An 11,908-nucleotide genomic window follows, 5' to 3' on the forward strand; every position below is an offset into this window, starting at 1 on the left:
CCGGCACCGTCACGTCCACCCGGACGGCGCCGGCCAGCGGCGTCACCGTGAAGGTGAAGAAGCCGCAGCACCGCGACTCGCGGGCGAGAAGGTCCCGCACCGCCGCCTCGGCCGCGGCCGTGAACTCCCAGCGCAGCCGCCGGGCCGACAGCCGGCGCTGCCCGCACAGCGCGCCCCGCAACACGTCGTCGAACTCGGCCTCCCGCAGCGGCCGCTCCACCGTCGGCAGGGTGCACGCCTCCGGCACCCAGCCCTCCTCGTCGGTGTCCATGCCCCGACGGTAAGCCCGTACCCGGGTGCCGGATGCAACCCCCGTCCGACGCGGCGGCGGGCCCCCGGTCACCCGGGAGCCCGCCGCCGTACGGGTCACTTGTCGAAGGCGTCCCGGACGTTCCGCCCGGCCTCCTTGACGTTCTGCCCGGCCTGCCGCGCCCGGGCGGCGCTCTGCTCGTTGGCGCCCTCGGCCCGCAACCGCTCGTTGTCGGTGGCGTCGCCGATCCGCTCCTTGGCCAGGCCGGCCATTTCCTGGGCCCGGCTCTTGGCCTTGTCGGTGAAGCTCATCCCGCCTCCTCGGCTCGTTCGGGCTTCTCTGGTGCGTCCCCGGTGCGGGTGTCCGCAAACGCCGTGCCCCGGCGCACACCCTGTAAGGCGTCCTAGGAAGATAGGTTATGGAGGTCACCAGGGCAGCGGGCCCGACGCGTCGAAGTAGCCGCCGGAAGGGCCGTCCGGGGCGAGCCGGGCCATCCGCACGATGATCTCGGCGCCCTCCTCGACGGTCTGCGTACCGGTCCGCCCGTTGAGGTCCGTCGCGGTGAACCCGGGCTCCACCGCGTTGATCCGCATCTCGGGGAACGCCTTGGCGTACTGCACCGTGAGCATGTTGACCGCCGCCTTCGAGGCGGGATACGCCACCCCGGGGTAGCCGTACGCCGGGTCGGCCGGATCGGTGAGCCGGGTGATCGAGGCCAGGCCGCTGCTCACGTTCACCACCACCGGGGCGGCCGAGCGCCGCAGCAGCGGCAGGAACGCGTGGGTGACCCGGACCGGGCCGAGGACGTTCGTCTCGAACACCGTCCGCATCTGCTCGGCGGTCACCTCGGCGGCGCCCACCACCCCGTTGCCGGCCGTGCGTCCCTCGATTCCGGCGTTGTTGACCAGCACGTCCAGTCCCCCGCCGGCCTCGACGGCGCGCACCGCGGCCGCCACCGAGGCGTCGTCGGTGACGTCCAGCGGGACGAAGCGTGCGCCCAGCCGCTCGGCGGCCCGGCGGCCGCGCTCCGCGTCCCGGCTGCCGATCCAGACGGTGTGCCCGGCGGCCACCAGCCGGCGGGCGGTCTCGAAACCGAGCCCCTTGTTGGCTCCGGTGATCAGTGTCGTCGTCATGGCACCAGGCTCCGTCGGCGCCGGGTGGCCAGCCAGGCGTCCCGTCTTCCTGGGACTGCCAGGGCCACCCCCGGGGAACCGGCCGCGGGGCAGACTGGTGAGCGTGGCGGAGGCGGAGTTCGGGCAGGCGGTGCGGCGCTGGCGCGACCGGGTGCCGCCCGAGGCCGCCGGGCTGCCCGCCGGAAGGTCGCGCCGGGCGGCCGGGCTGCGCCGGGAGGAACTGGCGCTGCTGGCCGGGATCTCGGTCGACTACCTCACCCGCCTCGAGCAGGGCCGCGCGGCCCACCCGTCGGCGCAGGTCGTCGCGGCGCTGGCCCGGGCGCTGCGGCTCTCCGGCGCCGAACGGGCCCACCTGTACCGGCTGGCGGGGCTCGCGCCGCCCGGCCCGCAGACCATGCCCACCGAGGTCACCCCGAGCGTGCAGCGGCTGCTGGACCGGCTGGCCGGCACCCCGGTGGCCGTCTACGACGCCTCCTGGACCCTGCTGGTGACCAACCCGCCGTACGCGGCGCTGATGGGCGACCCGTCCGGCTGGCGGGGCGAGGAGCGCAACGGCGTGTGGCGGAACTTCCTCGGCCCCGGCTCCCGGGTCCGGCTGAGCCCCGAGGAGCGGCGCGGGTTCGAGGCCGCGCTGGTCGGCGACCTGCGTGCCGCCGCCGCCCGCTACCCGGCCGACCCGCGGCTGGGCCGGCTCCTGGCCGACCTGCGGGCGCGCAGCCCCCGGTTCGCCGAGCTGTGGGACGCCGGCACGGTCGGCCGGCACGCGGCGGCGCGCAAGACCGTCGACCACCCGCACGTGGGGCCGCTGACCCTCGACTGCGACGTGCTCACGGTCGCCGGCAGCGACCTGCGGATCATGGTCTACACGGCCGAGCCGGGCAGCGCGGACGCCGAACGTCTCGCCCTGCTCACCGTGCTGGGCACCCAGTCGCTGCGCGGCTGACCCTCCCGCCGGCCGGCCCGGACGGCCGGTCCGTGGTTGACTGGGCGGGTGAGCGAGATCCTGCTGATCCGGCACGGCGAGACCACCTGGAGCGCCAGCCGCCGGCACACCTCGTACACCGACCTGGAGCTGACGCCCGACGGCGAGCGGCAGTCCCGGGCGCTCGCCGCGGCCCTCGCCGGCCGGCGCTTCGTGCGGGTGCTGTCCAGCCCGCGGCAGCGGGCGACCCGCACCGCGCACCTCGCCGGGCTCACCGTCGACGACACCGACCCCGACCTGGCCGAGTGGAACTACGGCGCCTACGAGGGGCGCACCACCGCGGACATCCACGAGGAGGACCCGCGGTGGAACATCTGGACCGACGGCTGCCCCGACGGGGAGTCACCGGCCGAGGTCGGCGCCCGGCTCGACCGGGTCCTCGACCGGGTGACCCCGCTGCTGGAACAGGGCACCGTCGCGCTGGTCGGCCACGCGCACAGCCTGCGGGTGCTCGGGGCGCGCTGGGTCGGCCTGCCGCCGTCCGGGGGCGGGCTGCTGCGGCTGGACACCGCCACGCTCAGCGCGCTCGGTCACGAGCACGGCCGGCGGGTCATCCTGCGGTGGAACCAGCCGGTTCCGCAGACGGCCGAGCCCGGCCCCGACCGGGCAGCTCGCCATTGATCTTCGGCGGCCGGTTCTCGTAGGGCGTGGACAGCACCACGGTCGTCCGGGTGGTCACGTTCGCGGCCGTGCGGATCTCCTGCAGCACCCGCTCCAGGTCCGCCGGGCTGGCCACCCGCACCAGCAGGAGGTAGAAGTCCTCCCCCGCCACCGAGTAGCACGAGTCGATCTCGGGCAGGTGGGCCAGCCGCTCCGGCGCGTCGTCCGGCTGGGACGGGTCGAACGGCCGGATCGCCACGAACGCGGTCAACGGCAGGTCCAGTGCCTCGAACGAGACGCGGGCGGCGTACCCCTTGATGACGCCGCGCTGCTCCAGCCGGCGGACCCGCTGGTGCACGGCGGACACCGACAGGCCCACCCGCTCGGCCAGGTCCGTGTACGACAGCCGACCGTCCCCGGTCAGCGCGGCGACGATGGCGCGGTCGATCTCCTCCACGCGGTGCAACCTACCGGTAAAAGCGCTGCCACGCCGCACCCGGCCCGCCGCCGTGACGCTCTGCGGGCCGGGTCGTCGCGCACCGCGTCGATCAGCCCTTGGCCAGGGCCCGGGAGATGACCAGCCGCTGGATCTGGTTGGTGCCCTCGACGATCTGGAGCACCTTCGCCTCGCGCATGTACCGCTCGACCGGGTGGTCGGCGACGTAGCCGGCGCCGCCGAGCACCTGCACGGCGTCGGTGGTCACCCTCATCGCCACGTCGGTGGCGAACAGCTTCGCCTTCGCCGCCTCGATCGAGTACGGCCGGCCGGCGTCGCGCAGCCGGGCCGCGGCCAGCGTGAGCGCGCGGGCGGCGGAGATCTGGGTGGCGTGGTCGGCCAGGGTGAAGCCGAGCCCCTGGAAGTCGATGATGGCCCGGCCGAACTGCTGGCGCTCCCGGGCGTAGCCGATGGCGTAGTCCAGCGCGGCCTGGGCCAGGCCGACCGCGCAGGCGGCGATGCCGAGCCGCCCCGAGTCCAGCGCCGACATGGCGATGGTGAAGCCCATCCCCTCGCCGCCGATCAGCCGCTCGGCCGGCACCCGGGCCTCGTCGAAGGCGATCTGGGCGACCGGGGAGGCGTGCAGGCCCATGGTCCGCTCGGCGGCCTGCGGGTGGATGCCCGGGGTGTTCCGGTCGGCGAGCAGGCAGGAGATGCCCTTCGGGCCGGGGCCGCCGGTGCGGCAGAAGATGTTGTAGAAGTCGGCCACCCGGGCGTGGGTGATCCACGCCTTGGTGCCGGAGACGACGTACGCGTCGCCGTCGCGGACCGCCTTCGTGGTCAGGGCGGCGGCGTCCGAGCCACCCTGCGGCTCGGAGAGGCAGTACGCCCCGAGCAGCTCGCCGCCGATCATGTCGGGCAGCAGCTTGCGCTGCTCGTCGCTGCCGAACTGGGCGAGCGGGTAGCAGGACAGGGTGTGCACGCTGACCGCCTCGGCGACGGCGAGCCAGCGGCTGGCCAGGATCTCCAGCACCTGGAGATACACCTCGTACGGCTGGGCGGCGCCGCCGTGCTCCTCGGGGTAGGGCAGGCCGAGCAGGCCGGCCCGGCCCAGGGTGCGCAGCACCTCCCGGGGGAACTCGGCGCGCTCCTCGAAGCCGGCGGCCCGGGGGGCGAGCTCCCGGTCGGCGAGTTCGGTGGCGAGGTCCAGCAGGTCGTGGGCCTCGTCGGTGGGGAGGATCCGGTCGACAGTCATAGCGCGATGAGCTCCGTGGGGGTGGTGTTGAGCCGTTGCCCGCCGTCCGTCGTGCAGACGACGATGTCCTCGATCCGGGCGCCGTGCCGCCCGGCGAGGTAGATCCCGGGTTCGACCGAGAACGCCATGCCGGCCTCCAGGGGCCGGGGGTTGCCGGCCACGACGTACGGCTCCTCGTGGGTGTCGAGGCCGATGCCGTGGCCGGTGCGGTGCAGGAACGCGTCGCCGTGACCGGCGGCGGCGATGATGTCCCGGGCGACCGCGTCGAGCGCCTCGGCGGTCATCCCCGGGCGTACGGCCGCCACCGCCGCGCGCTGCGCCTCCTGCAGGACCGCGTAGTAGTCGGCGAACTCGGCCGGGGCGGGGCCGCCGACGACGTAGGTGCGGGTGCAGTCGGAGCGGTAGCCGGACGGCATGGTGCCGCCGATGTCGACAACCACCGGCTCGCCGGCGCGGATCGGCCGGTCGGCGGTGCCGTGGTGCGGGCTGGCGCCGTTCGGGCCGGCGGCCACGATGACGAAGTCGACGCGGACGTGGCCGGCGGCCTGGATCGCGGCGGCGATGTCGGCGGCCACCTCGACCTCGGTGCGGCCGGGGCGCAGCCACTCCCCCATCCGCCGGTGCACGGCGTCGATCGCCGCGCCCGCCTCGGCCAGGGCGGCGACCTCGGCGGGGGACTTGCGGATCCGCAGCTCGCGCAGCACCTCGGAGGCGAGCCGCTGGGCGGTGTCAGGCAGCGTGGCGCGCAGGGCGAGCACCTGCTCGGCCCACATCCGGTCGGCCAGCCCGACGGCGGCGACCGGGCCGGGCAGCGCGGCCCGCAGCAGCGGCCAGGGGTCGGTGCCGTCGGCGTGGTCGACGATGCGGTAGCCGGCGCCGGGTGCGGCCTCGGCGGCGGGGCGTTCCAGCACCGGCACGATCAGGGTGGGCTCGCCCTCGGCGGGGAGCACCAGGCAGGTGAGCCGCTCCCCCTCGTGGGCGTCGTAGCCGGTCAGGTAGCGCAGGTCGGAGCCGGGGGTGAGCAGCAGCGCGTCCAGGCCGGCGGCGGCGGTGGCGCGCTGGGCGGCGGCCAGCCGCTCGGCCGGGTAGAGCTCGTCGGTTCCCACCCCCAGAGCTTAACGGTCGTTTGGGCGGTCGCGGGACCCCGGTGGCCGCTCAGACCCCCGCCATCCGGTCGGCCTCGGGCTTGGTCAGCCCGGAGGCCTGGAGCAGTTCGCCCACCACGATGAACAGCTGCGAGGCGACGATGGTGCCGGAGAAGCCGAGCCCCCGGGTCCGGGCCCGGCGGGCCGCCTCGGCGGCGTGCAGCGCCCGGGACCGGGCGATCTCGGGGGTGCGCCCGGCCAGGAAGTCCCGGTGCAGCAGCCGCAGCGACTGCCCGAAGGTCTCGATCGCGGCCGGCAGGTCGGTCGGGACCGGCTCCCGGGCGTCGAGCAGCGCGACCACCCGGCGGACCATGTTGCGGCTGTTGGTGAAGGCGAGTTCCAGGTGCGTGGCGGCGTGCTCGTAGCGGCGCAACTGGGAGCGGCGCCGCCACCGCCAGGGGGACAGCGAGGCCACCTCCGCGGCCGCGGCGACGATCTCGGTGGTCTGTCTTCGCTCCGCCTCGGCGGCCTGCAGCCGCTGCAACGCCGCGTCGGCCCGCCCCGCGTCACCGGCGGCGAGCGCCTCGGCGGTGACGGTCAACTGGTGGGCGAAGAGGTCGAGGGTCGGGCCGGCGGCGCGGTGCACCACCCGGACCGGGTTCAGCGGCAGCAGCAGCAGCGCCACCACCACGGCCACCCCGCCACCGACCAGCGCGTTGGCGGTCCGCGGCACGGCGAGGTCCGGCCCGCTGGGCTCGACCGTGCCCAGCAGGACGGCCGTGCTGCCGGCCTGCACCATCACCGCCCCGCTGCCGCGGAACACCACCGCCGCCGAGATGGCCAGCGCGACGACCAGCCCGGTCTGCACCGGCCCGTTCCCGATCACCTGGATGATCAGGTCACCGACGAGCACGCCGAGGATCACCCCGCCGAGCAGCTCGGCGGTGCGGCGTACCCGGTTGCCGATGGCCGCGGCGATGGTGCCGACGGCGGCGGCGGGCGCGAACAGCGGCTGCGGGTTGTGCAGCAGGGTGTTGGCGACGTACCAGGACAGCCCGGCCGCCACCCCGGCCTGGAGGGCGATGATGAAGTACCGGCGCAGCCGCTCGTACGCCTCCTGCGCGTGCCGGCGGGCGGCGGCCACCACGGCGGTCACGGCGGGTCCCGGCGCTCCGGGCGCCACCGGCGGTACGGCCCGGGCGCGGTCACGCTCCCCTCTACCCCGGCCTCGCGCGGGTAGTCCCGCCTGCGGGTCAGGCGCTCGCGGCCTCGGCCCGCAGGTCCTCCTCCGAGGCGCCGCGCCGCCAGTAGCCGGCGAAGGTGACCCGGCGGCGGTCCAGGCCGCGCTCACCGACCAGGTGCCGGCGCACCGCCCGGACCATGCCGGCCTCGCCGGCGATCCAGGCGTACGGGGCGGCACCGGGCAGCCGGGCGCCGCGCAGCGCGTCGGCCAGCAGGCTGCTGCCCGGACCGGTGGCGCCCCGGACCAGCCAGGTCACCTCCGCGCGGGCGGCGCTGGGCAGCGGCTGGATGTCGCCGGCCGTGGGAACCTCGACGAAGGCCCGGACGGGGGTGCCGGCGGGCAGCCAGTCGAGGATCCCGCCGACGGCCGGCAGCGCGGTCTCGTCGGCGACCAGCAGCACGGAGTCGGCGCCGGTGGGCGGCTGGAAGCGCACGGTGCGCTCGTCGGGCACGGCCGGCCCGAGCAGCAGCACCCGGTCACCCGGGCGGGCCCGGCCGGCCCAGCGGGTGGCCGGGCCGGTGTCGCCGTGCCGGACGAAGTCGATGTCCAGCTCGCCCTGCTCGGGCCGCTGCGCCCGGATGGTGTACGAGCGCATGACCGCCCGCACCGCCGGGTCCAGGGCCCGCCAGGCCGCGTACCAGTCCTCCCCCGCCTCGACCGGGACGACCGGGGCGTCCTGGCCGGGGTGCGGCAGGAAGACCGAGACGCTCTGGTCCCGGCCGCCGCCGGCGAACTCGCCGAGGTCGTCGCCGCCGAAGGTGACCCGGACCAGGCAGTCGCCGACCGCCCGGGTGGCGAGCACCCGGGCGGCGTAGAACCGGTACCGCAGGGCGACCGCGGTGGTCACGCGGTGACCTTGTTCGCGCCCCGGATGGCGGTGGCGAGGTTCTCCAGCAGCGGGGCGGCACCGGCGTACGAGAAGCGGGGCACGGCGTCCCACGGGGTGACCTGGTTGGCCTTGACCGCGGGCAGCTGCGCCCAGGTCGGCTTCGCGGCGAGGTCCTTCGGCTGCAGGGCGGTCGGGCGGTTGTCGAGCAGGATCAGGTCGGCCGGGAACTTGCCGGTGTTCTCCCAGCTCAGCGCCTCGAAGTAGTCGCCCTGTTCGAGCTTGGTCGGCACCACGATGTCGACGCCGAGCTCGGCGAAGTACATGAGGTCGGTGCTGACCTTGGGGTTGGAGACGTAGAACAGGTCGGGGCTGCCGGAGGCGGCCATCACCTTGATGCCCGGGTTCGCCTTGACCGCCTGGCGCACCGCCTCGGCGGCGGCGGTGAAGCGGGCCTTCGCGTCGGTGACCTTCTTCGCGTTGAGGTCGGCGCCGAGGGAGCCGGCGAGTTCGGCGTACCGCTCGATCGGCCGGGTCATCGGAACCCGGGCCGTGGTGATCGCGACGCTCGGGGCCAGCGGCAGGATCTTCGCCTTGCTCTCGTCCGGCACGTACCAGAGCGCGCCCGGGTCGTACATGTGGGTGACCAGCAGGTCGGGGCGGAGCCCGGCGTACTTCTCCAGGTTGAACTCGCCCCAGGCGTTGCCGAGGATCTCGACCTGCTCGACGTTGAGGTCGCCGGCCTGCGGCTCCTTGCTGCCGTCGCTCTTCTTCGTCTCGCCGAACACGCCGACGATCTGCTTGTCGAGTCCGAAGTCGACCAGGGCGGCGGCCACCCCGGTGAAGGCGACGATCCGGCTCGGGCGGTTCGCGGCGTGGAGCTTCTGCTGCCGGTCGTCGGTGAACGACCAGGGGCCGCCGGTCGGTCCGGCGCTGGTGGCGGCGTCGCCGCCGTCCTTGCCGCAGCCGGCGAGGAGGGCGCCGAGGCCGGCGGCGCCGGCGGCGGCGAGGAGGCCACGGCGGGAGAGCCGGCGGCTGGACAGGTTATCGGGCATGGCGAAGTCTTTCGGTACGGGTCGGCGAATGACCATGGACAGCGAGGTTAGGCTAACCTAACCTAAGTCGCTGTCAAGGCCCTTCCCGCCCCCGGAGTCCACGCTGTCCGTCATCACCTCACCCCGAAGCGGCGCCGTCGCCGCACCGGTTCCCGGCCTGCGTCGCCGGCTCCGGTCCGGCGGGCTGGCCCTCGGCGTGCTGCTGCTCGCCGCGGTGGCCGTGCTCAGCCTCGCCGTCGGCGCGAAGCCGCTCTCCCTCGCCGAGGTGTGGCACGGCCTCACCGACCCGGCCTCCCCCGAGTACGCCGTGGTGCACCAGGGGCGGCTGCCCCGTACGCTGCTCGGCCTCGCCGCCGGCGCGGCGCTCGGCGTCGCCGCGGCGGCCATGCAGACGATGACCCGCAACCCGCTCGCCGACCCCGGCCTGCTCGGCATCAACGCCGGCGCCTCGGCCGCGGTGGCCACCGCCACCGTGCTGTTCGGCGTCGCCGACCTGGACCACCAGGTCTGGTACGCCCTGCTCGGCGCCGCCGGGGTCATCGTCGCCGTGCACGCGATCGCCGGCGGCCGGCAGGCCACCCCGGCCCGGCTCGCCCTGGCCGGGGCGGCCCTCAACGCGGCGCTCTTCTCCTACGTCAGCGCGGTCATGCTGGTCGACAGCACCTCGCTGGAGCGGATGCGGTTCTGGACCGTCGGCTCGCTCGCCGGCGCCCGCACCGACACCGTGCCGAGCCTGCTGCCGTTCGTCCTGGCCGGACTGCTGATCGCCCTGCTGGTGACCCGGCCGCTGGCCGCCCTGGCCCTCGGCGACGACTCCGCGCGGGCGCTCGGCGCCCGGCCCGGCCTGGTCCGCGGCGCGGTGGTCGTCGCCGTCACGCTGCTCTGCGGGGCGGCCACCGCCGCCTGTGGGCCGATCGTCTTCGTGGGCCTGCTCGCCCCGCACATGGTCCGCGCCCTCACCGGGCCGGACCCGCGCCGGCTGCTGCCCTGGTGCGCGGTGTTCGCGCCGGTGCTGCTGCTCACCGCCGACGTGGCCGGGCGGGTGCTGGGCCGCCCCGGCGAACTCCAGGTGGGTCTGGTCACCGCCGTGCTCGGCGGGCCGCTCTTCCTGCACCTGGTCCGGCGCGGACGGGTGGGCCGGCTGTGATCGTGCTGCGCCTTCCCGGCGGGCTGTCGCTGCGCCTGCGCCCCCGTGCCCTCGTCGTCGGCCTGGCCGGCACGCTGCTCGCCCTCGCCCTCGCCGTGCTGGCCGTCGGCGCCGGCGACTACCCGATCGCCCCGGCCGACGTGCTGCGCGTGCTGGGCGGCGGCGGCACCCCCGCCGACCGGTTCATCGTCACCGAGCTGCGGCTGCCCCGGCTGGTCACGGCCCTGGCCGTCGGCGCCGCCCTCGGCCTGGCCGGTGCGGTGTTCCAGTCGCTGACCCGCAACCCGCTGGGCAGCCCGGACGTGCTCGGGGTCACCTCGGGCGCGGCCACCGGCGCGCTGGTCGTGGTGGCGATCGGCGGCGGCAGCGCGGCGCTCGCCGGCGCGGCCGCCGCCGGCGGACTGGCCACCGGCCTGCTGCTGTACGCCCTGGCCGGGCGGCACGGGGTCGGCGGGTACCGGCTGGTGCTGGTGGGCATCGGCGTCACCGCGATCCTCACCGGGGTCAACGGCTGGCTGCTCACCCGTGCCCCGCTGATGGACGCCGCCCGCGCCGCGCTCTGGCTCACCGGCAGCCTGGACGGGCGGGGCTGGGCGAACGCGCTGCCGGTGCTCGGCGCGCTGGCGGTGCTGCTGCCGGCCGTGCTGCTCGCCCGGGCTCCCGCGCTGCGCCTGCTGGAGATGGGCGACGACTCGGCGGCCGGGCTGGGTGTGCCCGTGCGCCGGGTCCGGGTGGCCGCGCTCGGCGCGGCGGTGCTGCTGGTCTCCGTCGCCGCGGCGGCCGCCGGCCCGGTGTCGTTCCTGGCGCTGACCGCGCCGCACCTGGCCCGCCGTCTGACCCGCGCGCCCGGGCCGAACCTGCTGCCGTCGGCGGTCGTCGGCGCGGCGCTGCTGCTCGCCGCCGACCAACTCGCCCAGCACGCGATCGCCGGCCGGCAACTGCCCGTCGGTGTGGTCACCGGCGTGCTCGGCGGCGGCTACCTGGCCTGGCTGCTCGCCGGCGAACGCGGGAGCCGGCGATGACCGGCTCCGACGAGAAGGGAACCCCCACCATGCGGCCCGACACCCCCCGGCTGGTCGGCGAGGCGCTGACCCTCGGCTACGACCGGCGCACCGTCGCCGAGGACCTGACGGTGGCCGTCCCCGACGGTTCCTTCACCGTGATCATCGGGCCCAACGCGTGCGGCAAGTCGACGCTGCTGCGCGCCCTGGCCCGGCTGCTGCGCCCGGCCCGGGGCACGGTGCTGCTCGACGGCGCCGACATCCACCGCCGGCCGGCCCGGCAGGTGGCCCGCACCCTCGGGCTGCTCCCCCAGTCCGCGGTGGCGCCGGACGGGCTCACCGTGGCCGAACTGGTGTCCCGGGGCCGCTACCCGCACCAGGGCCTGCTGCGGCAGTGGTCCCGCGAGGACGAGCGGGTGGTCGACCAGGCGATGGCCGACACCGGGGTCGCGGAGCTGGCCGACCGCCCGGTCGACGAGCTCTCCGGCGGGCAGCGGCAGCGGGTCTGGATCGCCATGGCCCTGGCCCAGCAGACGCCGCTGCTGCTGCTCGACGAGCCGACCACCTACCTGGACATCGCCCACCAGGTCGAGGTGCTCGACCTCTGCGCCCGGCTGCACGAGGAGCAGGGCCGCACCCTGGTGGCGGTGCTGCACGACCTGCACCAGGCCGCCCGGTACGCCACCCACCTGGTCGCCATGCGCGACGGGCGGGTGGTCGCCGCCGGGGATCCGCGGCAGATCGTCACCACCGAGCTGGTCGAGGAGGTGTTCGGCCTGCCCTGCCGGATCATCGAGGACCCGGAGACCGGCACGCCGCTGGTGCTCCCCACGGCGCGCCGGCGGGCCGTCCCGGCGGCCTGACCGCCGGTCGGTTCCGCCGCCGCGCGGTGACC

At 75.9% G+C, this 11,908-nt stretch carries 14 protein-coding genes; 5 read left to right on the top strand and 9 right to left on the bottom strand.

Annotated elements, in window-relative coordinates; all coding sequences use genetic code 11:
• The 3 genes from ACW0Q9_RS23690 to ACW0Q9_RS23700 form a co-directional block, all read right to left on the bottom strand.
• On the bottom strand, positions 1-271 hold a 271-nt coding region (locus ACW0Q9_RS23690), incomplete at its 3' end, for a hypothetical protein (RefSeq protein ID WP_456184814.1).
• A 95-nt stretch (positions 272-366) separates the two neighbouring features.
• Positions 367-561 (bottom strand): CsbD family protein, encoded by a 195-nt coding sequence (locus ACW0Q9_RS23695; protein ID WP_456184816.1) that lies wholly within the window; start codon positions 559-561, stop codon positions 367-369.
• Positions 562-675: 114 nt separating this feature from the next.
• A complete protein-coding gene (locus ACW0Q9_RS23700) occupies positions 676-1,383 on the bottom strand; it encodes an SDR family NAD(P)-dependent oxidoreductase (RefSeq protein ID WP_456184818.1) in 708 nt (235 codons plus the stop codon).
• A gap of 103 nt (positions 1,384-1,486) precedes the next feature.
• On the opposite strand from ACW0Q9_RS23700, the gene ACW0Q9_RS23705 reads away from it, so the two are divergent.
• Entirely contained in the window at positions 1,487-2,326 is an 840-nt protein-coding gene (locus ACW0Q9_RS23705; RefSeq protein ID WP_456184820.1) for a helix-turn-helix transcriptional regulator, read from the top strand.
• 48 nt (positions 2,327-2,374) lie between these two features.
• Positions 2,375-2,986 (top strand): histidine phosphatase family protein, encoded by a 612-nt coding sequence (locus tag ACW0Q9_RS23710; RefSeq protein ID WP_456184822.1) that lies wholly within the window; start codon positions 2,375-2,377, stop codon positions 2,984-2,986.
• Here ACW0Q9_RS23710 and ACW0Q9_RS23715 read toward each other — a convergent pair.
• The 6 genes from ACW0Q9_RS23715 to ACW0Q9_RS23740 form a co-directional block, all read right to left on the bottom strand.
• Positions 2,916-3,422: an Lrp/AsnC family transcriptional regulator gene (locus ACW0Q9_RS23715; RefSeq protein ID WP_456184824.1), complete on the bottom strand. Its 507-nt coding sequence runs from the start codon at positions 3,420-3,422 to the stop codon at positions 2,916-2,918. The genes ACW0Q9_RS23710 and ACW0Q9_RS23715 overlap by 71 nt on opposite strands.
• A gap of 91 nt (positions 3,423-3,513) precedes the next feature.
• The gene (locus ACW0Q9_RS23720; protein WP_456184826.1) at positions 3,514-4,656 is read right to left on the bottom strand and encodes an acyl-CoA dehydrogenase family protein; all 1,143 of its coding nucleotides are present in this window, start codon (positions 4,654-4,656) and stop codon (positions 3,514-3,516) included.
• Positions 4,653-5,768 carry a M24 family metallopeptidase gene (locus tag ACW0Q9_RS23725; RefSeq protein WP_456184836.1) on the bottom strand — a complete coding sequence of 372 codons (1,116 nt, stop codon included), beginning with the start codon at positions 5,766-5,768 and terminating at the stop codon, positions 4,653-4,655. Before ACW0Q9_RS23725 ends, ACW0Q9_RS23720 begins: the two co-directional genes overlap by 4 nt.
• A 43-nt stretch (positions 5,769-5,811) precedes the next feature.
• Positions 5,812-6,897 carry an FUSC family protein gene (locus ACW0Q9_RS23730; RefSeq protein WP_456184828.1) on the bottom strand — a complete coding sequence of 362 codons (1,086 nt, stop codon included), beginning with the start codon at positions 6,895-6,897 and terminating at the stop codon, positions 5,812-5,814.
• Positions 6,898-6,994: 97 nt separating this feature from the next.
• Complete coding sequence (locus ACW0Q9_RS23735) at positions 6,995-7,831, bottom strand: siderophore-interacting protein (protein WP_456184830.1); 837 nt, start codon at positions 7,829-7,831, stop codon at positions 6,995-6,997.
• Positions 7,828-8,865, bottom strand: a complete 1,038-nt coding sequence (locus ACW0Q9_RS23740; protein WP_456184832.1) for an ABC transporter substrate-binding protein — start codon at positions 8,863-8,865, stop codon at positions 7,828-7,830. The genes ACW0Q9_RS23735 and ACW0Q9_RS23740 overlap by 4 nt, the downstream gene beginning before the upstream one ends.
• A gap of 70 nt (positions 8,866-8,935) precedes the next feature.
• Between ACW0Q9_RS23740 and ACW0Q9_RS23745 the strand changes: the two genes are divergently transcribed.
• The 3 genes from ACW0Q9_RS23745 to ACW0Q9_RS23755 are packed head-to-tail and all read left to right on the top strand — an operon-like array spanning position 8,936 to position 11,876.
• On the top strand, positions 8,936-10,012 hold the full coding sequence (locus ACW0Q9_RS23745; RefSeq protein ID WP_456184837.1) for a FecCD family ABC transporter permease: 1,077 nt from the start codon (positions 8,936-8,938) through the stop codon (positions 10,010-10,012).
• Positions 10,009-11,034: a FecCD family ABC transporter permease gene (locus ACW0Q9_RS23750; protein WP_456184834.1), complete on the top strand. Its 1,026-nt coding sequence runs from the start codon at positions 10,009-10,011 to the stop codon at positions 11,032-11,034. Before ACW0Q9_RS23745 ends, ACW0Q9_RS23750 begins: the two co-directional genes overlap by 4 nt.
• A 29-nt stretch (positions 11,035-11,063) precedes the next feature.
• Positions 11,064-11,876: an ABC transporter ATP-binding protein gene (locus ACW0Q9_RS23755; protein ID WP_456184839.1), complete on the top strand. Its 813-nt coding sequence runs from the start codon at positions 11,064-11,066 to the stop codon at positions 11,874-11,876.
• Positions 11,877-11,908 lie beyond the last annotated feature (32 nt).

The sequence above is a fragment of the Micromonospora sp. I033 genome (assembly GCF_053890995.1).

Bases quoted from the DNA above. Each gene is read 5' to 3' on its own strand.
- ACW0Q9_RS23740 (WP_456184832.1), bottom strand. From the start codon at position 8,865: ATGCCCGATAACCTGTCCAGCCGCCGGCTCTCCCGCCGTGGCCTCCTC.
- ACW0Q9_RS23695 (WP_456184816.1), bottom strand. From the start codon at position 561: ATGAGCTTCACCGACAAGGCCAAGAGCCGGGCCCAGGAAATGGCCGGC.
- ACW0Q9_RS23755 (WP_456184839.1), top strand. From the start codon at position 11,064: ATGCGGCCCGACACCCCCCGGCTGGTCGGCGAGGCGCTGACCCTCGGC.
- ACW0Q9_RS23700 (WP_456184818.1), bottom strand. From the start codon at position 1,383: ATGACGACGACACTGATCACCGGAGCCAACAAGGGGCTCGGTTTCGAG.
- ACW0Q9_RS23720 (WP_456184826.1), bottom strand. From the start codon at position 4,656: ATGACTGTCGACCGGATCCTCCCCACCGACGAGGCCCACGACCTGCTG.